This is a genomic window from Amycolatopsis sp. NPDC104863, assembly GCF_055582965.1.
Window position 1 is genome coordinate 954,494 of record NZ_JBVJOW010000001.1, and the last position, 22,568, is coordinate 977,061.

The window sequence follows — 22,568 nt, forward strand, 5'->3', positions numbered from 1 at the left end:
AGGCAGAGGTGACTGCTCCCCATCCCCGCGGTGACACCCCGCGGAAGAAGCCGTCCGCCGAACGCGCGGCACGCCGGCTCGGCACCCTCGCGCGCAAGTGGGGTTACCTGGTCAGCACGACCGCCTACCTGCCGCACACGCCCGAAGAGATCGAGCGCGAGCTGGCGGTCCTGGCCGGCCGGCTGTTCGACGCGGTCGCGAGCGAGCCCCCGGACCTGGCGGGCGCCGCGGCGGCCGGGAAGCGGCTCGTCGAACTGCGGTGCGTCGGCGCGGACAGCCTGCGCCGCAGCCTGGAGGTGCTCGGCAAGGCGCTCCTGCGCGAGCCGGAGCTGCACCACGTCGACCGCCTGGCCGAGCGGGTCGTGGTCGTGCTCGGCGCGCTCAGCTCGGGGTACGGCGAGATGATGCGCGAGGACATCCAGAAGCGGCAGGAAGGCCTCAGCCGCGCGCTGCTGAAGGTCGAGCAGGAGACGCGGCAGAAGCAGGTCATCACCCGCGCGCAGTTCGAGGAGGTGTTCGCCGGCTCCGCCAGCGGCGTCGCGCTCACCGAGCTGGACGGCCGGGTGCTGCGGGCCAACGCGGCGCTCGCCAAGACGCTCAACCGCACGCCGGCCGAGATCGCGGCGCTGAGCCTGTTCGACCTCGTGCACCCGGAGGACGTCGAGCTGCTGCGGGAGGCCTACCGGGACCTGGTGGCCGGCAAGCTGCACCGGCTGCGTGCCGGCCGGCGCCTGCTCGGCCGCGACGGCGAGCCGATGTGGGCGACGTTCGCCGCTTCGGTGATCCGCGACGCCGTCGGCACCCCGCGGCAGGTGCTCACGATCGTCGACGACGACACCGAGGTTTCGCTGCTGCAGCGGCGCTTGTCCCACCAGGCCCTGCACGACGCGCTCACCGGGCTGCCGAACCGGCAGTTCTTCGGCACCCGGCTGGAAAACCTGCTGCGCGAGGCCGATGCTGCCCGCGGGGTCACGCTGTTCCACCTCGACCTGGACGGCTTCTCGCAGATCGCCGGCGGGCTCGGCCAGGAGCTCGCGGACCGCGTGCTGCGCGGCGTCGCCGCGAAGCTGAAGACGGTGTTCGAAGCGGAAAAGGCGCTCGTGGCCCGCCTCGGCGGCGACGAGTTCGGTGTGCTGGTGCAGAACTCCGCCGAGACGCCGGGTGTCGTGACGCTCGTCCGCCGGATCACCCATGAGCTCGCGGAGGCGGAGTACGTCGACGGCGACCGCGGGGTGGCGGTGTCGGCCAGCATCGGCGTGGTCCACCGGCCGCCGCGCGAGATCACGCCGGCGGAGCTGCTGCGCGCGTCGGACCTGACGCTGCGCCGCGTCCAGCGCACGGGCAACCAGTGGGGCCTCTACGACCGGGAGCTGGACCGGCGCGACCGGCACGACTTCGGGCTCGCGGCGTCGATGGCGGGCGCCTGGGAGAACGGCGAGATCGAGGTCCGCTACCGGCCGCTGGTCGCCGCCGGCGACGAGGTGGCCGGGGTGGAGGCGCGGCTGCGCTGGACGCATCCGCGGGAAGGCGTGCTGCCGCACGACACCTGCGTGCGGCTGGCCGCGGAGACCGGGCTGGCGCTGCCGCTGGGCACGTGGCTGCTGCGCACGGCGGCCGAGCGGCTGGCCGAGTCCGGCGTCGAGGTGCCGCTGACGGTGGAGCTCACGGCGCCGCAGGCGGCCGATCCGGAGCTGGTGGGGGAGATCCGCCGGGTGCTCGAAGACACCGGCCTGCCCCCGGAACGGCTCCGCCCGGGTTTCCCGGCGGCGGCCCTGCCCCCGGACGCCGTCGACGCGGCCGACAACCTCAAGGTGCTGGCGGAAATCGGCGTGGCTTCGGAGATCCACGGCGCGGCGGGCGATTTGACGTGGCTGGTGGACCTGCCGGTCCGCACGGTCCGCCTGGCGCCGCACGTGGTGGCCCGCCGGGACCACCCGCTGGTGGAGCTGTCGACGGCGACGCTGATCGAAGCGGCCCATCTGGGCGGGGCGACGGTTTCGGTGACCGAGGTCGGGAGCCGCGAGCTGGCCGAGTGGTGGCGGGAGCGCGGGGTGGATCTCGTGGCGGGGCCGGTGTTCGCCGAGCTGCCGGGCGGGTTGCCCGGCAGCTGAGCCGGTCAGGCGCGGAGGAGACCTCGTCGAGGGGGTTCGGTGGCGGAGTCGGTTGCCGGAAGCGTGGCGGGGCCGGTGTTCGCCGAGCTGCCGGGCGGGTTGCCCGGCAGCTGAGCAGCACTCACACCCGGACCAGCACCTCTTCGAGCGGCTTCCGCTGCAGATCCGGCACCACGCAGTCGTCCGCGGGATATCCCACCGGGATCACCGCGAACGCCTTCTCGTTGCGGGGCCGGCCGAGCAGCTCGCCGAGGAACCGCATCGGGGACGGGGTGTGCGTCAACGCCGCCAGGCCGGCCACCTGCAACGCCGTCAGGAGCATGCCGACCGCGATGCCCACCGACTCGTCGACGTAGTAGTGCTTGTGGACGCCGCCGTCTTCGTCGAGGGTGAAACGTTGCTGGAACACCACGATCAGGTACGGCGCGTCCGTCAGGTGCGGCTTCACCGCGTCCGTGCCCAAGGGCCGCAGCGCGTCGAGCCACGCGTCGCCCAACCGGCCGCCGTAGGAGATCCGTTCCTCTTCCTCGGCGGCTTCGCGGATCGTGCGGCGGACCGCCGGGTCGGTGACGAGGACGAACGTCCAGGGCTGCTGGTGCGCGCCGCTCGGTGCGGTGGAGGCGACCGCGATCGCGTCGAGGACCGCGCGCTCCGGCACCGGGTCGGGGGAGAACATCCGGACCGAGCGCCGTGCTTCCATCCGCTGCCGCAGCGCGGCGGACCGGGCGACGGCTTCGGCGGCGGGCAGCCGGGCGGGCCGGTAGGGCACGGGGTGGTAGGTCATGTCCGGAGTGTGGCGGGGGACACGGTCGCCGCGGCAGGGCCGAACGTACGATCTCCGGCGCAACGCCGTTCGCTGTACGGACAGTAAGGTGATCCTTCCTCTGTTTTTTACGTCGAACAGCCTATGTCAACTAGGCCATTTGGTCCTGTCGCACGACGTGAGCCTCTCATTACCCTCCAGTAGCAGGCAGTGGTGCCGATCACAGTCGCTCCAGGAGGCCCCATGGCGTCGCGCGTCCGAGGACCCGGCTCCGAAGATCGGCGCGAACTGCGGCTCAGGCACATCACCGGCTGTCTCTCCTGCACCCTCAAATGCGGGTACTGCGGGCTGCCGGTGCGGCTCACCGGACCGGGCAGCCACCCCGGTTACGGCGTTGTCGACGAAGTGAGCGGGGAGCTGGTGCTGCTGCACCGGTTCTGCCGCGGCGCGCTCGGCCGCTGCGGGACGCGGGGGTGCGTGCTGCGGCGCGCCCACCTCGGCCGCGCGACCGAGCAGTACGAAACCGGCCGCCGCCGTCCGGGGCGCTACCAGCGCCTCGGCGTCCGCCGGTCGGCCGACCTCGATCTGTACCGGAAACACTGGCGGGTCGCGAAGATGCGGTACGCGTGCCAGGCGTGCCGCTACTACACCGGCTCGCACTGAGCCGTTCCTTCCAGCACGTCACGGAGGACTCGTGCTCGTTCGTCTCATCCTCGGTCTGCTCATGACGGTCGTCGGCCTCGCCGTCGCCGGCAAGCGCGTGGCCTTCCTGTACCGGCTGATCAAGGCCGGCCAGCCCGACACGAAGCGGTCGGACGACCTGGGCGCCCGCCTCTTCGCGCAGGTGCGCGAAGTGTTCGGCCAGCGCAAGCTCCTGAAGTGGTCGGTGCCCGGCCTCGCGCACTTCTTCACGTTCTGGGGCTTCGTGATCCTCGCTTCGGTGTACCTCGAGGCGTACGGCGCGCTGTTCGACGAGCGGTTCGCGATCCCGTGGATCGGGCACTGGGCGGTGCTCGGCTTCCTGCAGGACTTCATCGCCGTGATGGTGGCCGTCTCGTTGGGCGTGTTCACCGTGATCCGCATCCGGAACGCCCCCGAGCGCAAGGACCGCGCGTCCCGCTTCTACGGCTCGCACACCGGCGGCGCCTGGCTGATCCTGGTCATGATCTTCAACGTTGTCTGGACGATGTTCTTCTTCCGCGGCGCGTCTTCGGCGTCGGGCAACTTCCCGTACGACAACGGCGCGTACGTCTCGCTCGGCGTCGGGAACCTCCTCGAGCCGCTCGGGCACTCCACGACCGAGGTCCTCGAGACGGTCGGCCTGCTGCTGCACATCGGCGTCATGCTCGTGTTCCTCAGCATCGTGCTCTACTCCAAGCACCTGCACATCTTCGTGGCGCCGATCAACGTCTCGGCGAAGCGGCTGCCGGACGCGCTCGGCCCGCTGCTGCCGATGGAGTCCGGCGGCAAGCCGATCGACTTCGAGGACCCGGGCGAGGACGACACGTTCGGCCGCGGCAAGATCGGCGACTTCACGTGGAAGGGCATGCTCGACTTCGCCACGTGCACCGAGTGCGGCCGCTGCCAGTCGCAGTGCCCGGCGTGGAACACCGGGAAGCCGTTGTCGCCCAAGCTGCTCATCATGGGCCTGCGGGACAACCTCTTCGAGGAGGCGCCCTACGTCCTCTCGGGCAAGGAGCACGAGGACGCGCGCCCGCTGGTCGGGCCGGAAGCCGACGGCGGTGTCATCGACCCGGATGTCCTCTGGTCGTGCACCACCTGCGGCGCGTGCGTCGAGCAGTGCCCGGTGGACATCGAGCACGTCGACCACATCGTCGACATGCGGCGCTACCAGGTGATGATCGAGTCGGCGTTCCCGACCGAGCTGGGCGGGCTGTTCAAGAACCTGGAGACCAAGGGCAACCCCTGGGGCCAGAACAACTCGGAACGCCTCGCCTGGACCAAGGACCTCGGCTTCGACGTCCCGGTGTTCGACGGTGAGCTCGCGGAAGACGTCGAATACGTCTACTGGGTCGGCTGCGCGGGCGCATTCGACGACAACGCCCGCAAGACCGTCCGCGCCACGGCCGAGCTGCTGCACATCGCCGGGGTGAAGTACGTCGTGCTCGGTAAGGAGGAGTCCTGCACCGGTGACCCGGCGCGCCGCGCGGGCAACGAGTTCCTCTTCCAGATGATGGCGCAGCAGACGGCGGAGACGCTCAACGCCGTGTTCGAGGGCCGCGAGCCGCGGCTGCGCAAGATCGTCACGACGTGCCCGCACTGCCTGAACACGCTCGGCCGCGAGTACCCGGACCTCGACGGGCACTACGAGGTCGTGCACCACACCCAGCTGCTCAACCGGCTGGTGCGCGGCGGGCAGCTGACGCCGGTCAAGGCGGTCGAAGACGGTCCGAAGGTCACCTACCACGACCCGTGTTACCTCGGCCGCCACAACAAGGTCTACACCCCGCCGCGCGAGCTCGTCGGGGCGACCGGCGCGACGCTCGAGGAGATGCCGCGCCACGCCGACCGCGCGCTCTGCTGCGGCGCGGGCGGCGCGCGGATGTGGATGGAGGAGCAGATCGGCAAGCGCATCAACCTGGAGCGCGTCGACGAAGCCATCGCGACGGACGCGGAGACGATCGTGACCGGCTGCCCGTTCTGCCGCGTGATGCTCACCGACGGCCTGGTCCAGCGGCAGAGCGAGCAGAAGGCGGAGAACGTCGACGTCCGCGACGTGGCCCAGCTGTTGCTGGAGCGGGTGAAGACACCGGCGCCGAAGGCCTGAACGGGTTCACCCGTTCGCCGGATATCTCCCGGCCGCCGCAGGGCTCTTCCTTGAAGCAGCGGAGAGCCCTGCGGCAGGAGGAGAGTGCCGATGAGCGGGCAGGACGAAGCGAAGATCGAGACGCTCGACGGCGCGGTCGCCCGGCTCGTGGTGCGCCGCGGCTCGTGGCTGGTCGGCCGCGGCCCGGACGCGCACCTGCGGCTGTACTCCGACCAGGTCAGCAGCCACCACGCGTGGGTCCGCCGGGACGGCCGCGGCACCTGGGTGTCCGACGCCGGTTCGCGCAACGGCACCTGGGTCAACGGCCACCGCCTGGCCGCCAAGCAGGACCACGCGCTGCGCAACGGCGACCGGCTCGAGTTCGGCCCGATCGCCGCGGTCTACTCCGACGGCGAGGGCGGCGCCGCGCACACCCGCACGTGGCAGCGGTCCTCGGCCGGCGGGGTTGCGTTCGGCGACGTGTCCGCCGAGACGATCAACAACGCCGGCCGCGACGTCAACAACAGCTACGACCACCGGCAGCACCACCAGTACGAGTTCAGCACGCCGGAGGGCCAGGTGTTCACCGAGCTGGCCACCGGGCAGGGCGCCGGCCGCGCGGTGATGCTGCTGGGGCTGCTGATGCTGCTCGGCGGGTTCGGGATCTGGGCGTCGGTGATCCTGAAGTTCGTCAAGGCGGGCTCCGACGCGGTTTCGGCGGGCTCGTTCGACGCGCCGCCGCCGCTGCTCGGCCCGGACGTGATCGACGGGGTGCCGCTGGGTGTCGTCGGGTTCGCGCTGTTCGTGCTCGGCACGGTCGTGACGATGATCGGGCTGGTGATGGCCAAGGCGGCGCGCGAGCGCAGGCGCCGCCAGCGGAGCAGGAGGGGCTAGATGGACGGCATCCACTTCCACGGCGAAGTCCGCGCGGGGACGGTCAACAACGCAGTCCACGGCGACATCAACACCGTCCACGGTGGACACCAGGAGATCCGCCGCGGCCTCGACGCCCGGCAGGTCGCCGGGCTGGTCCGGGCGGTCCGCGCCGAGCTGGACGCCGCCCGGCTGCCCCCGGCCACGAAGGACGCCGTGCACGACGCCCTCGACGAGGTCGACCGGGACGTGGTCCACGGCGGGGCGGCGGGGTCCGCGGGCGCGAAGGTGCGCCGGGCGCGAGACCTGCTGCGCGACGCCGGCGGCCTCGCGACGGCCGGTGCCGGGTTGTGGACGGCGGTGCGGGTGCTCGGCGCGGCGGTGGGAGTGCCGTTCTAGCTGTGCGGGTGCTCGGCGCGGCGGTGGGAGTGCCGTTCTAGTCGTGCGGGTGCTCGGCGCGGCGGTGGGAGTCCCGTTCCAGTCGTGCGGGCGCTCGGCGCGCTGGTGGGATCCTGTTCCAGCCGAGTGGGTGCTCAACGCGGCGGCGGAAGTCCCGTTCTAGCTGTGCGGGCGCTCGGCGCGGCAGTGGGGATCCCGTTCCAGCCGTGCGGGGCTCGCGGCGGCGGTACCGCGGCCGCCTGACCGGCCGGGCGGGCCGCACCGCCGCACCAGGTGAGACACGCTCGTTTCCGCACTTCAGGGCCGGTTCAAGGCCGGATTCCGGCCGGAAAGCACACCGGCGCCGACCGGACCGGCCGTCGCCCGCACCCGCGGGCGGCCTGGTCTCCGGAAACGGAAACCGCACGCGCGCTTCATCGCCGTCCCGGTAATTCTTTCCCGGGGCGGTTTTTGCTGCGCCGTCCGGGTGGTGCTGCCGCGGATTCCGCGTGCCCACCGGTGAAAAACGTTCCGGACACCCTCCTATTCGGACGACTTCCGCCGCAGGTCGGGGCAGTGCGGGTGACCGGTCGGCTACTCTTCGTCAGAGTGCCCGGTGCGTTTACAACGTTCCGGCAACCGCCTTGACACCGCCTGTGGTACGTACCACTCTAGCTCCAACATTGGTCTACACCATTTGGGGCGTCCGGCCACGGTGGCCGGGCATGGAAAGGACGGCATCGAGTGAAACGCTGGCTCAAGCTGGCGGCGGGCGCCGCCGCACTCACCCTCGCGACCGCGGGCTGCGCGGGTTCCAGCGGCACGGACACCGCCGCTTCGTCGAGTGGTGCTCCCGCGCAGATCACCGGCGACGTCACGGTCTGGCTGATGACGGGCTCCGCGCCGACCACGCTGACCGACGCGCTCAACAAGGAGTTCGAGACCGCCCACCCGGGCGTCAAGGTCAAGTACGAAATCCAGCAGTGGGACGGCATCCAGCAGAAGCTGACGACCGCGCTGGCCAGTGGCGCCCCGCCGGACGTCATCGAGATCGGCAACACGCAGACCGCGGCGTTCGCCGCGCAGGACGGTGTGCTGACCGACCTGACCGCCGACAAGGACAGCTTCAACGGCGCGCAGTGGCTGAAGGGTCTCGCGGACTCCGGCAGCTACGACGGCAAGGTCTACGGCGTGCCGTTCTACGCGGCCAACCGTGAGGTCATCTACCGCAAGGACATGTTCGAGCAGGCCGGCATCACCAAGACGCCGACGTCGAACGACGAGTGGGTCGACGCGATCACCAAGCTGAAGACGAAGTTCGGGTCCGACCCCGACTTCCAGCCCTTGTACATGCCGGGCCAGAACTGGTATGCGCTGCTTTCGTTCATCTGGGACAACGGTGGCGACATCGCCCAGCCCGACGGCAAGAACTTCAAGGCGACGCTGGACAGCGCCGGCGCGAAGGCGGGCCTGGACTTCTACAAGAAGCTCGTCGACACCTCCGGCACCAAGGCGCCGAAGGACGCCGACGAGGCCAAGCCGCAGCAGGCGACCGTCTACGGCGCCGGCAAGGTGGCCATGATGATCGGTCTCCCGTGGGAGCTGCCGACGGCCGCCAAGACCGACCCGAGCCTGACCGCCAAGACCGGCGCCTTCCCGATCCCGAGCAAGACCGCCGGCCAGAGCGCCCCGGTCTTCCTGGGCGGCTCCAACCTGGCGATCCCGGCCAACAGCAAGAACGTGGCCGCGGCCAAGGAGTACATCAAGCTGCTCTCCAGCGCGAAGTACCAGGGCCAGCTCGCCGCCGCCGGGGTTGTGCCCGGCACGTCGACCGACCTCGCGGGCCTGGACAAGGACCCGCTGGGCACGGTGATGGCGAAGGCCTCCACCAACGGCAAGGCCGTGCCGGCCAGCCCGAAGTGGGGTGACGTGGAGTCCGGCCAGAACCCGGTCAAGGACATGCTGACCGCGTACCTGACCGGCAAGAAGACGCTCGACCAGGCGACCGCCGACGCCAACGCAGCGCTGAACAAGCTCATCGGCGGATGACAGCGACCGCGAATGTGACGATGCCGGCGGGGGCGACCCCGCCGGCATCGCCGCGCGACGCGGGGGTCAGGAGGCGCAAGCGGGGCCGGTTCGGCGACCGGGTGCTCCCGTACCTGCTCCTCCTCCCCGCCCTCGCCGCCATCCTCGTCCTGCTCGCCTGGCCGCTGGTCCAGGTGCTCGCGATCAGCTTCCGCAAGCTCGACATCGGCCAGCTCATCTCGGGCAAGACCATCTGGGTCGGGTTCGACAACTACACGAACACGCTTTCGGACCCGGAGTTCTGGGCCATCACGGTCCGGACGCTGGTGTTCACCGCCTCGATCGTGGCCGCGACCATCCTCGGCGGCCTGCTGCTGGCGGTGCTGATGCGCCACCTCGACCCGGTCGTCCGGATCATCGTGCAGGTGACGCTCGTGCTGGCCTGGGCGACCCCGGTGATCGCCACGACCACCGTCTTCCAGTGGATCTTCGACGAGCAGTACGGCATCCTCAACAAGACCCTCGACCGGCTCGGGTTCCACAGCTTCATCGGCTTCTCGTGGTTCTCCAGCGGCCCCAGCACGCTCGCCGTGATCGGGCTGCTCATCGTCTGGCAGGCCGTGCCGTTCGTGACGTTCTCGCTGTACGCGGGCCTCATCGGCGTCCCGCGCGAGCAGTACGAGGCCGCCGGCATCGACGGCGCCGGGCCGTGGCAGACGTTCCGCGCGGTGACCTGGCCCGCCATCCGGCCGATCACCACCATGGTGACCTTCCTGTCGGTGCTGTGGGACTTCAACGCCTTCGCCCAGATCTGGGCGATCCGCGAGGGCGGCCCGGACGGCGGGAGCACCACGCTCGCCGTCGTCCTCTACCTCAAGGGCATCGCGGGCAACCACTTCGGCGCGGCGGGCGCGATCGCGACCCTGATGCTGATCGTGCTGGCGCTCATCACCGGCCGGTACATCCAGCTGCTGGTCCGGACCCCGGAAGGTGATCTGACGTGAGGAAACCGCTGTCGCAGCGGATCGCGCTCTCGGTCGTCGGCGTGCTCGTGGCGCTGGCGATCGTGTTCCCGACGTACTGGATGTTCGTCACGTCGCTGCGGACGCCCGGCGAGATCCTCTCGCCCAAGTACGACCTGATCCCGACGTCGTTCTCCTTCGGCAACTTCGCCACCGCGCTGTCCAAGGACAACTTCCCGACGTACCTGCTCAACAGCCTGATCGTCACGGTCGGGTCGGTGCTGTGCGCGCTGGTCGCCGGGACGCTGGCGGCGATCCCGCTCTCGCGGCTGCGCTTCACCGGCCGCAAGGGCTTCCTGGTGCTGGTCATGGTGGCGCAGCTGGCCCCGGTGTCGGCACTGTTCATCCCGCTGTTCCTGCTGATGCGGGACGCCGGGCTGCTCAACACGCTGCCGTCGCTGCTGCTGATCTACTTCGCCACCACGCTGCCGTTCACGGTCTGGATGCTCTACGGGTTCGTCAACGGGATCCCGTACGAGCTGGAAGAGGCCGCGATGATCGACGGCTGCAGCCAGACCGGCGCGTTCCGCCGGGTGACGCTGCCGCTGCTCGGGCCGGGGCTGGTCACCACCTCGGTGTTCAGCTTCATCACGGCGTGGAACGAGTACCTGTTCGCCCTGGTGTTCATCCGGGACAAGCCGAAGGAGACGCTGCCGGTGTGGCTGGCGTCGTTCCGCACGGCGTTCGCGACCGACTGGGGCGGCGTGATGGCCGCGTCGGTCATCTACGCCATCCCGGCGCTGGTGTTCTTCCTGATCGTGCAGCGCAAGCTCGTGTCCGGCGTGACGGCCGGCGCGGTGAAGGGGTAGCCGGTGTCCGCTCCCGAAAAGCTCGCCGAAGCGGTCGTCCTGCCCGGCTTCGCCGGGACCACCGCGCCGGACTGGCTCCGCCGCCGGATCGCAGACGGCCTCGGTGGGGTGGTGCTGTTCGGCCGCAACGTCGTGGACGACGAGCAGGTCGCCGCGCTCACCGCGCAGCTGCGGGGCGAGCGGGACGGCGTGGTCGTCGGCATCGACGAGGAGGGTGGCGACGTCACCCGCCTCGACGTCAACACCGGGTCGTTCGTGCCGGGCCCGCTGGCGCTCGGCGCGGCCGACGACCCGGAGCTGACCACGGCGGTCGCCGCCGCGCTCGGCGAACGGCTCGCGGCCTGCGGTGTCACGATCAACCTGGCGCCGTGCGCGGACCTGACCCTGGCGGCCGAGGACCCGATCATCGGCGTCCGGGCGTTCGGGTCCGACCCGGCGAAGGCGTCACCGCACGTCGCGGCCTACGTCACCGGCCTGCAGAAGTACGGCGTCGCGGCGTGCGCGAAGCACTTCCCGGGCCACGGCGCGGCGACGGAGGACTCCCACGTCGCGCTGCCGGTGCTGCCGCGGACGCCGGAGGAGCTGCGAGAGATCGAGCTGGTCCCGTTCGCCGCGGCGATCCGGGCCGGGGTGCGCTCGGTGATGTCGGGTCACCTGGTCGTCCCGGCCTGGGGCGACGAGCCGGCCACGCTCAACCGGACGGCCCTCACCGAGGTCCTGCGCGGCGAGCTGGGCTTCACCGGCGCGGTCATCACCGACGCGCTGGAGATGGGCGCGGTGTCCGGCGCGTACGGCCGGCACGACCGCCTGGGCCAGTCCGCCGTGCGGGCCCTGGTCGCCGGCGCGGACGCGCTGTGCATCGGCGGCGCGGCCTTCGAGGCCGACGCCCTGGACGCCATCAACGCGGCGATCGTCGCCGCGGTGGCGTCGGGGGAGCTGCCGCTGGAGCGGCTCGAGGAGGCGGCTTCGCGGACGGCGTCGCTCGGCACCGACCCGGCCCCGGCGACGGTCGGCCCGGTCGACCGCCGGCTCGGCCTGGAGGCGGCGCGCAAGGCGCTGCGGGTCACCGGCGAGCCGCGGCTGGCCGGTCCGCCGCTGGTGGTCGACGTCCAGACCGAGCCGACCATTGCGGCCGGCCCGATGCCGTGGGGCCTCGGCGCGCACCTGGCCGAGCTGGTGCCCGGCACCCGGGCGATGACGGCGACCCCTGAAGACGTCGAGACGATCCTCGAGGCGGCGAAGGGGTTCGGCAGCGTCGTCGTGGTCACGCGGGAAGCGCACCGGCACCCGCGGGTGCGGGAGCTGCTGGCCGCGTTGTCCGGGGTGGACTTCATCCGCGTCGAGACCGGCGCGCCCGGTCCGGTGGCGGAAGGCCGGCCGCGGATCGACACGTTCAGCGGCTCGTACGTGAGCCTGCGCGCGGTGGCCGAGTACCTGGCCTGAGCCCGGTTTCGACGAGCCCCGCCGGTCGGCCGACCGGCGGGGCTCGTCCTGTTTGCCGCATCTCCACAAGGGGTCCGCGCTTTTGTACGGGCCTTGTACCGGCGGTCTCCATGCTGTCCCCACACACATCCTGGAGGGACAGACCATGAGAATTCGGATCGGGAAGCGGGTGGCCGGCGTGGCCGGCATCGCCGCGGCGATCGTGCTCGCCGGCGCCACCCCGGCCCTGGCGGCCACGGGGACCGTGCACACGGACTCGGGGATCGCGCTGACCGTGCGGGCCACCCCGAGCACCAGCGGGAGCCCGGTCGGCGCGGTCGCCGACGGCACCGCGGTCACCATCTCCTGCCAGACCAACGGTTCGACCGTCGACGGCAAGTACGGCACCTCGGACATCTGGGACAAGGTCGGCGACGGCTACATCAGCGACGCCTACGTCTACACCGGCTCGGACGGCCGCGTGGCCCCGGACTGCGCGGGCTCGACCCTGACCTGCACCACCGCGGGCACCGGCAACCCCAAGACGTGCGCCCAGGCGGTGGCCTACGCCAAGACCCGCGTCCACACGAACGACCTCGACTCCTACGAGGGCTGGTGCGACCGGATCAACGCGCAGAACTACGGCTGGACCGCATCGGGCTCGGAGACGGCGTACGTCCACTGGACGCAGATCCCGGCCTCGTTCAAGCACCCGGGCGACACCCAGGTCCCGGCCGGCGGGCTGGCGTTCTTCAAGAGCAGCGGCGCCGGCCACACGATGATCTCCATCGGCGGCGGCAAGTTCCTGTCGAACGACATCAACGGCTACGGCAGCTACACCGAGACGACGATCGCGCAGATCAAGAGCAAGTGGGGCCAGACGTACCTCGGCTGGTCGCAGCCTTGGTTCAAGGTGAACCACTGACGTTTTGAGCGGTAGTCACGCGCGGCCCCTGCCCACCTCCCCCGGGCAGGGGCCGCGCGTCGTGAATGGGTCATTCGGGACGCTCGGGACGCCCCGGCGTCTCCGAACCCTCCCGCTTCACGTGATGCAGCACAAAAATCCCCCCAACCGCCGGGCGGTCCGAGCGCTCATGATCGGTCGCCACGTACTCGTCCAGCACCGCCAAGATCCGCCGATCCAGCTCCGCGGCCTCGTCAGGGGACAGGTGCAGCAGGAACTTCTCGTGCACCACCACCGACTCCGGCCCCGCCTCGCGCAGCTCCTCCTGGAAGATCTCCAGCGGCGCGAACCGCGTCTCGGGGTCGGCGCCGGCCAGGGGGCCGTCCAGCCACCACGTCTCGTTGTTCGAACGGTACGGCTTCTCCAGCGCGCCGCTGGCTCCCGTGCGGACCGGCGCCGGCTCCAGCAAGCCCGCCGCCACCAGCTGGCGCACGTGGTGCAGGACCGTGCCCGGGTCGCGGTCCAGGCGGTCGGCCAGCTGCTTGTTCGTCAGCTCGTCGACCAGGCAGAGCCGCATGATGCGCAGCCGCAGGGGGTGGCCGAGGGCCTTGGCCTCGGCCGGAGTCGCGGGCCGGCGGCGGCGGGGCTCGGTCATGAACGCAGCGTAGTCCATCGATGGAATCGCGTCACATCGATGGAGAAATCCCCATCGATGTGCGAACCTCCATTCATGAACTCCGTGTTCTGGCGGCTGTGGACCGCCGCCGGCCTGTCCAGCCTCGCCGACGGCGTGCTCAAGGTCGCGCTGCCGCTCGTCGCGGTCGGTTACACCCGGGAGCCGGCCCTCATCGCCGGGCTCGCCTTCGCCTTCAGCCTGCCGTGGCTGCTCTTCGCGCTGCCCGCCGGCGCGCTGGTCGACCGCCTCGACCGCCGCCGCGCGATGCTCGCCGCCAACCTCGTCCGCGGGGGACTGCTCGCCGGAGTGAGCCTGCTGACCGTCTTCGGCGGGGGATCGATCTGGGCGCTCTACGTCGCCGCCGTCGGGGTGGGGTGCGCCGAGACGATCTACGACACCGCCGCGCAGTCGATCGTGCCGCAGGTGGTCGGGCGGGCGCAGCTGGCCCGGGCCAACGGCCGGATGTTCGCCGCCGAGCAGACCGCCAACGAGTTCGCCGGCCCGCCGCTCGCCGGGGTGCTGGCCGCGGCCGGGGTGGTCGCCGCCCTCGTCACGCCGGTGGCGCTGTGGGCGGTGGCCGTCGTGGCGCTGCTGCTGGTGCGCGGGTCCTACCGGATCGAACGCCCGGCGCCCACCTCGCTCCGCGCGGACATCACCGAAGGCCTGCGGTTCCTCATGCGGCACCGGGTGCTGCGGACGTTCTCGGTCATGGTCGGCACGTTCAACTTCGCCACCGGCGCGACCTTCGCCGTGTTCGTGCTGTACGCGGCGGGCCCGGGCTCGGCGATGGGACTCTCCGGACCCGCCTTCGGCCTGCTGATGGCCATGACCGCCGCCGGTGGCCTGGCCGGCTCGCTGCTCGCCGAGCCGGTGGAACGGCTGCTCGGCCGCGTCCGCGCACTGTGGGTGTCGTGGCTCGCCGGCGGGCTCACGGTCGGCGTGCTCACCGTGACGGCCGACCCGTTCCTCGTCGGCGCCGCGTTCTTCCTCGGCGGCGCGGGCATCCTCGTCTCGAACGTCGTGATGGTGTCGCTGCGCCAGCGCGTGACGCCCGACCGCCTGCTCGGCCGGCTCAACAGCAGCCACCGGCTCGTCGCCTGGGGCACCAAGTCGCTCGGCGCCCTGGCCGGCGGCGCGCTCGCGCAGGCCGCCGGGCTGCACACCGTGTTCGTGCTCATGACCGTGCTGGCCTTCGCCGTCGTCGGCGGCCTGTTCGGAATCACCGAAGACACGTTCACGCGCGCGGAAAGCGAAGCCACCGAAAGAACTTCTCAGGCGTAGGGGAGCGGGAAGACGTTCAGCCGCTCCTCCGGCAACGGCTTCTCCCGCCACCCGAGGTCGACGGCCGCGCGGCGGATCCGGCCGTCGCCCCAGCAGGGCAGCCCGGCCGGGAACGCGGGCACCAGCCCCGGCACGAGCGTGTGCGTGACGTGGAAGCCGGCGGCGGCGACGTCGCGAGTGGTGAGGTCGACGCTGATCACCTCGAACCCGCGCGCCTCCACTCGATCCTGGTAGGCCTTGAAAGTCCGCTCTCCCAACGCCGGCAGGCCTTCCCAGCCGCGCGCCGGCAGGTCGCGCACCCACGGCGCGGTCCGGGCCGCCGCGCGCGGGTCGAGGTGGACCTGCTGCTGGCACGCCGGATCCACGACGTCGGCGAAGTCCTCGCGGTAGGAGTCGAGGTACCGGCGGTCGGCGCGGTACGGCTTGAGCGCGCCCGACCGGCCCGGCGCCCGCTCGTCGTCGAGGGTGAGCTGGGTGTGCTGCAGCGCAAAACCCTCGGCGAGCGCTGCTTTGGCCGCCTCGACCGCGTCGGAGCGGCTCGCGAACCCGGTTGTCAGCCGCCGCCGGGTGCGGTCGAAGACGGCGGCCGCGACCACCGGGACGCCGAACTCGGTGTCCAGCGGAATCAGCGTGACGTCGTGGGTTTCGGCGGTCTCGGCGACGAGGGCGCGCAGTTCGGTCGTCAGCCGGAGCCGCGGCAGCCGCGGGGTGTTGGCCCACCACAGCATGGCGGTGTCCCGGGCCAGCACCGCTTCCAGACCGGCGGTGAGGGTCTGCTCTTCGCTGGTCCCGCCGGCCGCCCCGGCGGTGAGCGGGGCGGTGAAGCGGGCGCCGGGCCCGGGCGAGACGAGGCACGCCGGAACCCAGACCGGTTCCCGCCGGGTGTGCGAAAACCCTGCCAGCCAGTCGATCGCGACGTCGGGGGTCAGCGGCGCGAACGGGAAACCGGGGGTGCGGTACTGCCGCGGCGAATAGAGGTTCAGCCGGCGCGGGTCGAGCGCCGGGACGCCGTCGCGCCGCAGCCGCGCGTAACTGTCGTGGCGGACGTCGTCGTCCGAGAGCGGTGACGCGCCGCAGTAGAGCCGCACCGCCTCGCCGAGTGCCGCGTCGCGGGCGGACTCGACGTCCTGCCACGACGCGCCGACCACCCGTCCGTGGCCCGCGACATCGGCGGCATACACCCGAAGCCGCGCCGGGACGCCCGGCAGTTCGTGGACGCCGGTCACGATCCCGGTCCGGTCGTCGACGAGCAGGCCGGGGCGAGGCTCGTCCGCCGCCTGCCCGCGCCGGGAGGACAACGGCAGCACGGGCCGCGGCAACGCCGTCAGCCGCGCCGGGTCGAGCTCGAGCTCCCCGGTGGTGGTGTCGGCGGGTTCACCGGCGATCCAGCGTCCCAGCTGGACGGCGACGGTGGTGAGCAGCCAGCGGGCGTCGGCGGGGGAGAACCGCGAGCCGGCGTCGTCGAGCTCCCGCGGATCCCCGGCGGCGGCACGTCGGGCGAGCGCGTCGGCGAAACCGGGGCCGGCGCCCGGCGTGACCGCGGGCCCGGCGAGACCCCGGCCGTGTTCGGCGCGGAACGGGAAGAAGCGCAGCCCGTGGCGCGCGCACAACGCGCCCAGCGCGGTGAGTTCGGCATGCGCCGGACGGGTGTACGCCGCGACGACGACGGTGTCGTCGGCGGTCACCGGGAAGGTGTGGTCGAGGCCGGTGAGCACCTCGACCCGCGCGTAGCCGGACGTCGCCAGGATGTCCGCGAGGGGAGCGGTCAGCTCCGGCGAACCGGCCAGCAGCACGGTGGTCGTGGTGATCCGGGGGGACCCGACGCCGGGGTGGCGCGCCGGCGCGGAAACGCTGTCCGCGGCCAGGAGGTCGACGATCTCGCCGAAGCCGGGGTCCATCCAGGACAGCAGCTCGGTGCGGCCGCGGGTGCCGTCGCAGCGGCGGACCCAGTCCCGGACCTCGTGCGCCGGCGCGGGAATCGGGACCTCACCGCCGCTCGGCGTGATCAGCAGGCACCGTCCGGGACCGAGGTCGTGGACCTCGGCTCCGGTCAACCGCAGGCGGACGTCGTCGGCGGGCATCACGAACCTCCGGTGGGCCGGACGTGGGCGTGCCGCGGCCCCGGAGCCAGGGGGCCGCGGCACGTGGCGGGGTGCGTTGGGGCGGAAATCCCGCGGTTCCTCCTCTTCGGTGTGCGGGCCCCGGCCGCAACCGGGGAGTGGTGAGGTGACCCAGTTTCGGTCGCGCCCGGGTGTTCCGGCGTCTTCTGGACTGCGGTCCGCACGTGCCGCGCCCGCGTTCGTCACGGTCCGGTCCGGGAGGTACGCACACCCGGAACCATGAAGGCCTCCCACCGGCGGATCGCCGGTGGGAGGCCGTTCGAGGGGCAGCTCAGCTCACGCGCGGCAGTTCTTGCCGCGGTTCACGCAGTTGACCAGCCCGTTCATGATCCGCTGCGACATCACGTTGGCGAAGTCGTCGTGGTCGGACAGCGGGTTGTGCTTCTCCTGGGGGAAGGCGTCCACTTTGTACTGCTTCTTGACCTGGATGTCGTGCGGGATGTCGTAGGTCAGCGAGATCTGCAGCTGCGGCACGGCCTTGAACCCCTTGGCGCACTGCCCGAACTTGTCCGGGAACACGATGTGCGTGCGGTGGTTGGCGCTGTCGGTGTTCTTCCCGTCCCAGCAGCTCGGGAACGTGTGGATCCGCTTGACCTTGCTGTTCTGCGGGCAGATCGGGTACTTGTCCGTGACGCGGTTCTCGAAGCCGGTGCACGTCCAGCTCGCCCGGGCGTTGGCCGGCCCGTTGGTGCTCTGCTTGGCGTCGCCGTAGAGGACACGCAGGAAGCGCGGCATCGCCACGACCTTGCCCACCGGGCTGCCGCGGAAGGTGATCTGGACCTTCTGCGGCCGCTGGATCTCCCCGTCGTTGCCCGGCAGCTCGTTGTTCTCGTCCTGGCCCGGCAGCGCGCCACCCGCGGTGCTGCTCGGCGGCGGGGTCGGCGTGCCGGTGTCCTTGCCGGGCTTCGGCGCGCACGGCGCGAGCCCGCCGAGGTCCTTCGGCTTCGGCGCGAACCGGGCGATGATGGTGGCGATCCGCTCGAGGATCGCCGCGCGCCGGTCCTTCAGCGGGTTCAGGATGGCGTTCTGCACGAAGTCCGCGCCGCCCTGGCCCTGCGTCTGCGCGACGCGCTGGTTGGCCTCGTCGGTCTGCGTGTCGAGCTGGTCGAGGTTGCCGTCGACCTCGGGCATCGCCTGGTCGGGCACGTCGGTGAGCTTGCTCGCGACGTCCGGGCAGGCGACCTGCACGGTCTTCGCCTCCTGGTCGGCCTGCGCGCGGTCGCCGTCGGGCTTCTTCGCCGGAGCGTTCTTCTCTGCTTCGCCGGTGTCGATGCGGACGACGGGCCAGAAGTAGGCGGACTTGTCGCCGTTGCGGCAGGTGGTGCCGGCCTTGACGAGGCTCTTGTTGTTCGAGTCGGCGTTGGTCGAGAGGTTGCCGACGTAGTCGTGCAGGTGCTGGGCGCCGTTGCGGACGCCGGGCTGGGCGATGAAGTTGTCGGGGTTGAAGTGGCCGTTCTCGTTGCGGCCGCAGTCGACGGTGAAGGTGCCGGTCGACGCGCCGTAGACCGGCCGCGGGTCGAACTGGTTCGGCTTCACCTTCAGGATGTCGACGTAGAGCGCGGGATCGGCTTCGTCGGCACTGGCTTCGCCGGTGCCGCCGGTGGTCGTGGCGACGACGATGCCACCCACGGCGATCGCGAGGGCGAGGCCGCCGGTCGCGATCTTCGTTCTGCGGGAAAGGCGATGCCGTCCTTGGGTGCGGGACATGCGGAATCCTCCGGGGGTGTCGGGCTGGCGGGAACGCACGACACTGAACGGACGCGAGGCAGGGCTCGGCCCATCAGGAAAAACGTCGGCGGGAGAACGATTCCCGGCTGGTCCACCGACCCGACATCGGCGGATGCGCGACCACCTGCCCGTGGCCGCGCCGTCAACCGGCTGGTTATCGTTCCGTGATGGAAGCTACACCGGGACTTGACGCCGGGCAAGAAGGTATTTCCGGCAATCACGAACCGTCAGGTCCGGTTTCCGTTTCCGTAGCCGGGTGCGGGCGTGAAAGGGCGTCAAGAATTGACGAAGAATGGCGCACACCAAATGACGCGGGCGCGACGGCTCGCAGGTGGATCACGCTGGGTAGCCGCGCGTGACCCGCTCCGACGTTCTCGGGTGCGCGGTCATCTTGGGCCGCCGACCAGGGCGTTGTCCAGCTCCGAGGAGTGTGGCGAAAAACTTTGAACCGATCCGAACCGGCATCCGTATCCCTGAGTGAGGCGCGCGGAATGCCCGCCGGCCGCGGGTTGGGGAATCTGTGTCCGCGCCACGACGGGAGAACCGTTCCGGCCGGAGATCAGATTCCCGGCCGCCGGGCGCCCGGCCGCCGTGGTGAATGACTCATTCCTGACGTCCGACGCCAGGAATGAGTCATTCACGGCGTCGCCGGGATCAGCGCAGCGCCGCCGGGACCGCCGGGATCGCGGCCAGGGCCGAGTCGAGGCGGTGCCCGACCGCGAGGGCCACCTGGTCGCGCAGCTCGGCCAGCTTCCCGACGTCGATCCCGGTCGCGACGCCTTCGCGGTGGAAGAAGTCGACGAGGTCGTCCGTCGCGACATTGCCGGACGCGCCCGGGGCGAACGGGCAGCCGCCGAGCCCGCCGAGCGCCGAGTCGAAGCGGCGGATGCCGAGGCCGAGCCCCTCCCACGCGTTGGCCGCCGCGCGGCCGTAGGTGTTGTGCAGGTGCAGGCCGAGCGGCACGTCCGGCAGCTCGTCGCGCACGGCGGCCACGGTCGCGCGAAGCTGGCCGGGCCGGGCGGCGCCGATCGTGTCGGCGAGGTGGACCACCCGCGCGCCCAGTGCGCCCAGCCGGGCGGCGACGCCGGCCGTCCGGGCGGGGTCGATGTCCCCGTCGAACGGGCACACGAACGCCGTCGCTACCGACGCTTCCACCGTCACGCCCGCCGCAGCGAGCAATTCGGCGCACCCGGCCAGCCGGTCCAGGGCCGCGGCCGTCGGGACCCCGGCGTTGGCGGCGCTGTGCCCGTCGCCGGCCGAAACGACCAGCCGCACCGCCTTCGCGCCGGCGTCGATCGCCTGCCGCGTCCCGCGTTCGGTGAACACGAGCGTGTGCAGGCTCGCCGGCACGTCCGGCAGCAGGGTCCGCAGCACCTCGCCCGTGTCGGCCATCTGCGGCACCCGCCGCGGCGAGACGAACGAGCCGACCTCCAGGGAACGCAGGCCCGCGTGGACCAGGCCGCGGGCGAGCCGGACCTTCTCGTGCGACGGCACGGTGACCGGCTCGTCCTGCAGGCCGTCGCGCAGCACGACCTCGGTGATGAGGACCTCGCTCATGTCAGATCACGCCTTTCTCGCGCAGGCGGGCAACGGCCTCGCCGGTGAGACCGAGCTCCGCGAGCACGGCCTCGGTGTGTTCGCCCAGCTCCGGCCCGAGCGCCCGGGTCGACCCGGGCCGTTCGGTCAGCTTCGGCACGATGCCGGGAAAGGTGACTTCGGTGTGGTGGCCGGGCACGCGGTGCCGTTCGTGCATGCCGCGCGCCGCGAAGTGCGGGTCCTTGGTGATGTCGGCCGCGGTCAGGATCGGTCCACAAGGGACGGACGCCGCGCGCAGCGCCGCTTCGGCAGCCTCCTGGGCGAGGGTCGCCGTCCACGCGCCGATCGCGTCGTCGAGCAGGCCGGCGTGCTCGACGCGCCCGGCGTTGTCCGCGAGGCGCGGGTCGTCCGCGAGGTCGCCGCGGTCGATCGCGCGCATCAGCCGCCGGAAGATCGCGTCGCCGTTGCCGCTGACGACGATGTACTTCCCGTCGGCGCAGCGGTAGGTGTTGGACGGCGCCACGCCGGGCAGCGCGGAGCCGGCCGGGCCGCGCGTGACGCCGAACGCCTCGAAGTCCGGGACCAGCGACTCCATCAGCGAATACACGGCCTCGTACAACGCGACGTCGACCACCTCGCCCGGGGTGGCGCCCGGCTCGCGGTCGCGCCGCAGCAGGCCCATCAGCGCGCCGATCACCGCGTAGAGCCCGGCGACGGAGTCGGCGAGGCTGATCCCGACCCGGGTCGGCGGCCGGTCGGGATAGCCGGTCAGCGCGCGCAGGCCGCCGATCGCCTCGGCGACCCCGCCGAAGCCGGGCCGGTCGCGGTAGGGGCCGGTCTGGCCGTAGCCGGACACGCGGACCACGACCAGCCGCGGGTTGAGCGCGCGCAGCTCGTCCGGGCCGAGTCCCCAGCGTTCCAGGGTGCCGGGCCGGAAGTTCTCCAGCAGGACGTCGCCGCGGGCGGCCAGCCCACGCACGATCTCCTGGCCTTCGGGACGGCGCAGGTCGACGGACACCGAGCGCTTGTTGCGGCCGAGCGTGCGGAAGAGCAGCGACGTGTCCCCGCCGTGCAGCCGCCAGCGCCGCAGCTCGTCCCCGGTGCCCGGGCGCTCGACCTTGACGACGTCGGCGCCGAAGTCGGCCAGCAGGCGCCCGGCGGTCGGCGCGGCGATGAAGTTCCCCAGTTCGACCACCCGGACACCGGTCAGCGGCCCGGTTTGTTCGTTCATGCCCGACTCCCAACCACTATGTGAGTTGCCAACTCAGAATACGGGCGAGTGTCGAGGAGTCAACAGCGGTGAGCGTGGATAGACTGTGCGGCACACCACGGGGCACGGGACGGGGCGAATGGCTGAGGAAGAACGCAGTGGCACCACGCCGGTGCTGGTGCTGCGCAAGTTCAAGCAGATCCTCGAGTCGTTCACCATCGACAACCCCGAGCTGACGCTGCAGCAGATCACCCGGTCCACCGGGCTGCCGGCGAGCACGTGCCAGCGGCTGGTGCACAACCTGGTGCGCGAGGGCTTCCTCGACCGCTACGACGACACCTACCGCGTCGGGCTCGGCCTGGTCCGCTGGGCGGCGCCGGGCACGTTCGGCCTCGACCTGGTCCGGCTGACCCGCCCGGTGCTGCAGCAGCTGCGCGACGAAACCGGCGAGACGGCGTGCCTCTACGTCCGCGACGGCGCGTACCGCACGGTGATCTCGCTCGCCGAGTCCCGGCACCCGGTGGTGCGGCTGTTCGTCGTCGGCATGGTGATGCCGCTGCACGCCGGCTCGGCCGGGAAGGTGTTCCTGGCCTGGGACAAGCTCGCGGTCAAGGACGCGATCGGCCACGGCCTGGCCCGCTTCACCCCGCGCACGACGGTCGACATCGACCTGCTCACCGAGCAGCTCGGGCAGATCCGCGAGACGGGGTACGCGGTGAGCTTCGAAGAGCGCGACCTCGGCGCGGCGTCGCTCAGCGCGCCGGTGTTCGGCTTGAACGGCGAGGTCAGCGCGGCGATCGGGATCGGCGCGCCGACCCAGCGGATGACGGCGGCCGACGTGCCGCGGCTGGCGCCGGTCGTGGTCGAGGCGGGCCGCCGGGCCTCGGAGCGGCTCGGGTACCGCCCGGGTGTCGAGCGGGTCGCCGCGCTCTGAACGCGA

The 22,568-nt window shown here is 71.7% G+C and carries 18 protein-coding genes; 12 read left to right on the forward strand and 6 right to left on the reverse strand.

All coding sequences use genetic code 11. The features are described 5' to 3' along the window. Positions 1 to 8: 8 nt before the first annotated feature. A complete protein-coding gene (locus ACZ63J_RS04230; protein ID WP_465399802.1) occupies positions 9 to 2,111 on the forward strand; it encodes a diguanylate cyclase domain-containing protein in 2,103 nt (700 codons plus the stop codon). Positions 2,112 to 2,232: 121 nt separating this feature from the next. On the opposite strand, the gene ACZ63J_RS04235 is transcribed toward ACZ63J_RS04230, so the two are convergent. Continuing rightward, a complete protein-coding gene (locus tag ACZ63J_RS04235) occupies positions 2,233 to 2,895 on the reverse strand; it encodes a nitroreductase family protein (protein WP_465399801.1) in 663 nt (220 codons plus the stop codon). 222 nt (positions 2,896 to 3,117) lie between these two features. Between ACZ63J_RS04235 and ACZ63J_RS04240 the strand changes: the two genes are divergently transcribed. From ACZ63J_RS04240 to ACZ63J_RS04280, 9 genes are all read left to right on the forward strand, one after another. Then, entirely contained in the window at positions 3,118 to 3,537 is a 420-nt protein-coding gene (locus ACZ63J_RS04240; protein ID WP_465313841.1) for a hypothetical protein, read from the forward strand. 31 nt (positions 3,538 to 3,568) lie between these two features. Beyond that, positions 3,569 to 5,662 carry a (Fe-S)-binding protein gene (locus ACZ63J_RS04245; RefSeq protein ID WP_465399800.1) on the forward strand — a complete coding sequence of 698 codons (2,094 nt, stop codon included), beginning with the start codon at positions 3,569 to 3,571 and terminating at the stop codon, positions 5,660 to 5,662. A 90-nt stretch (positions 5,663 to 5,752) separates the two neighbouring features. After that, on the forward strand, positions 5,753 to 6,535 hold the full coding sequence (locus ACZ63J_RS04250; protein ID WP_465399799.1) for an FHA domain-containing protein: 783 nt from the start codon (positions 5,753 to 5,755) through the stop codon (positions 6,533 to 6,535). Next, on the forward strand, positions 6,536 to 6,913 hold the full coding sequence (locus ACZ63J_RS04255) for a hypothetical protein (RefSeq protein ID WP_465399798.1): 378 nt from the start codon (positions 6,536 to 6,538) through the stop codon (positions 6,911 to 6,913). It abuts the gene before it with no gap. A gap of 723 nt (positions 6,914 to 7,636) precedes the next feature. Further along, positions 7,637 to 8,941, forward strand: a complete 1,305-nt coding sequence (locus ACZ63J_RS04260; RefSeq protein WP_465313837.1) for a sugar ABC transporter substrate-binding protein — start codon at positions 7,637 to 7,639, stop codon at positions 8,939 to 8,941. Continuing rightward, entirely contained in the window at positions 8,938 to 9,924 is a 987-nt protein-coding gene (locus ACZ63J_RS04265; RefSeq protein ID WP_465313836.1) for a carbohydrate ABC transporter permease, read from the forward strand. Before ACZ63J_RS04260 ends, ACZ63J_RS04265 begins: the two co-directional genes overlap by 4 nt. Further along, on the forward strand, positions 9,921 to 10,751 hold the full coding sequence (locus ACZ63J_RS04270; protein ID WP_465313835.1) for a carbohydrate ABC transporter permease: 831 nt from the start codon (positions 9,921 to 9,923) through the stop codon (positions 10,749 to 10,751). Before ACZ63J_RS04265 ends, ACZ63J_RS04270 begins: the two co-directional genes overlap by 4 nt. A 3-nt stretch (positions 10,752 to 10,754) precedes the next feature. Further along, entirely contained in the window at positions 10,755 to 12,194 is a 1,440-nt protein-coding gene (locus tag ACZ63J_RS04275) for a glycoside hydrolase family 3 protein (protein WP_465399797.1), read from the forward strand. Positions 12,195 to 12,339: 145 nt separating this feature from the next. Then, positions 12,340 to 13,098 carry a hypothetical protein gene (locus ACZ63J_RS04280; protein ID WP_465399796.1) on the forward strand — a complete coding sequence of 253 codons (759 nt, stop codon included), beginning with the start codon at positions 12,340 to 12,342 and terminating at the stop codon, positions 13,096 to 13,098. A 70-nt stretch (positions 13,099 to 13,168) separates the two neighbouring features. Here ACZ63J_RS04280 and ACZ63J_RS04285 read toward each other — a convergent pair whose 3' ends face one another. Further along, the gene (locus ACZ63J_RS04285) at positions 13,169 to 13,732 is read right to left on the reverse strand and encodes an ArsR/SmtB family transcription factor (protein ID WP_465399795.1); all 564 of its coding nucleotides are present in this window, start codon (positions 13,730 to 13,732) and stop codon (positions 13,169 to 13,171) included. Positions 13,733 to 13,807: 75 nt separating this feature from the next. Between ACZ63J_RS04285 and ACZ63J_RS04290 the strand changes: the two genes are divergently transcribed. Next, positions 13,808 to 15,034, forward strand: a complete 1,227-nt coding sequence (locus tag ACZ63J_RS04290) for an MFS transporter (RefSeq protein ID WP_465399794.1) — start codon at positions 13,808 to 13,810, stop codon at positions 15,032 to 15,034. Here the strand turns inward: ACZ63J_RS04290 and ACZ63J_RS04295 are convergent. The 4 genes from ACZ63J_RS04295 to ACZ63J_RS04310 all read right to left on the reverse strand — a co-directional run bounded on the left by ACZ63J_RS04295 (position 15,025) and on the right by ACZ63J_RS04310 (position 21,649). Next, entirely contained in the window at positions 15,025 to 17,115 is a 2,091-nt protein-coding gene (locus tag ACZ63J_RS04295; protein ID WP_465399793.1) for a YcaO-like family protein, read from the reverse strand. The two genes, ACZ63J_RS04290 and ACZ63J_RS04295, sit on opposite strands and share 10 nt — an antisense overlap. Before the next feature lie 315 nt (positions 17,116 to 17,430). Next, positions 17,431 to 18,861, reverse strand: coding sequence for a DUF1996 domain-containing protein (locus tag ACZ63J_RS04300; RefSeq protein ID WP_465399792.1), 1,431 nt, complete (start codon positions 18,859 to 18,861; stop codon positions 17,431 to 17,433). A 675-nt stretch (positions 18,862 to 19,536) separates the two neighbouring features. Beyond that, positions 19,537 to 20,439 (reverse strand): hydroxymethylglutaryl-CoA lyase, encoded by a 903-nt coding sequence (locus tag ACZ63J_RS04305; protein ID WP_465399791.1) that lies wholly within the window; start codon positions 20,437 to 20,439, stop codon positions 19,537 to 19,539. A 1-nt stretch (position 20,440) separates the two neighbouring features. Further along, positions 20,441 to 21,649: a CaiB/BaiF CoA transferase family protein gene (locus ACZ63J_RS04310; protein WP_465399790.1), complete on the reverse strand. Its 1,209-nt coding sequence runs from the start codon at positions 21,647 to 21,649 to the stop codon at positions 20,441 to 20,443. A gap of 118 nt (positions 21,650 to 21,767) precedes the next feature. On the opposite strand from ACZ63J_RS04310, the gene ACZ63J_RS04315 reads away from it, so the two are divergent. Continuing rightward, entirely contained in the window at positions 21,768 to 22,562 is a 795-nt protein-coding gene (locus ACZ63J_RS04315; RefSeq protein ID WP_465399789.1) for an IclR family transcriptional regulator, read from the forward strand. Positions 22,563 to 22,568: the final 6 nt, after the last annotated feature.

Coding starts and splice junctions, on each gene's coding strand:
- ACZ63J_RS04235 (WP_465399801.1), bottom strand. CDS start 2,895: ATGACCTACCACCCCGTGCCCTACCGGCCCGCCCGGCTGCCCGCCGCC.
- ACZ63J_RS04305 (WP_465399791.1), bottom strand. CDS start 20,439: ATGAGCGAGGTCCTCATCACCGAGGTCGTGCTGCGCGACGGCCTGCAG.
- ACZ63J_RS04285 (WP_465399795.1), bottom strand. CDS start 13,732: ATGACCGAGCCCCGCCGCCGCCGGCCCGCGACTCCGGCCGAGGCCAAG.
- ACZ63J_RS04315 (WP_465399789.1), top strand. CDS start 21,768: ATGGCTGAGGAAGAACGCAGTGGCACCACGCCGGTGCTGGTGCTGCGC.
- ACZ63J_RS04255 (WP_465399798.1), top strand. CDS start 6,536: ATGGACGGCATCCACTTCCACGGCGAAGTCCGCGCGGGGACGGTCAAC.
- ACZ63J_RS04250 (WP_465399799.1), top strand. CDS start 5,753: ATGAGCGGGCAGGACGAAGCGAAGATCGAGACGCTCGACGGCGCGGTC.
- ACZ63J_RS04265 (WP_465313836.1), top strand. CDS start 8,938: ATGACAGCGACCGCGAATGTGACGATGCCGGCGGGGGCGACCCCGCCG.
- ACZ63J_RS04290 (WP_465399794.1), top strand. CDS start 13,808: ATGAACTCCGTGTTCTGGCGGCTGTGGACCGCCGCCGGCCTGTCCAGC.
- ACZ63J_RS04240 (WP_465313841.1), top strand. CDS start 3,118: ATGGCGTCGCGCGTCCGAGGACCCGGCTCCGAAGATCGGCGCGAACTG.
- ACZ63J_RS04310 (WP_465399790.1), bottom strand. CDS start 21,649: ATGAACGAACAAACCGGGCCGCTGACCGGTGTCCGGGTGGTCGAACTG.
- ACZ63J_RS04300 (WP_465399792.1), bottom strand. CDS start 18,861: ATGTCCCGCACCCAAGGACGGCATCGCCTTTCCCGCAGAACGAAGATC.
- ACZ63J_RS04280 (WP_465399796.1), top strand. CDS start 12,340: ATGAGAATTCGGATCGGGAAGCGGGTGGCCGGCGTGGCCGGCATCGCC.
- ACZ63J_RS04295 (WP_465399793.1), bottom strand. CDS start 17,115: ATGCCCGCCGACGACGTCCGCCTGCGGTTGACCGGAGCCGAGGTCCAC.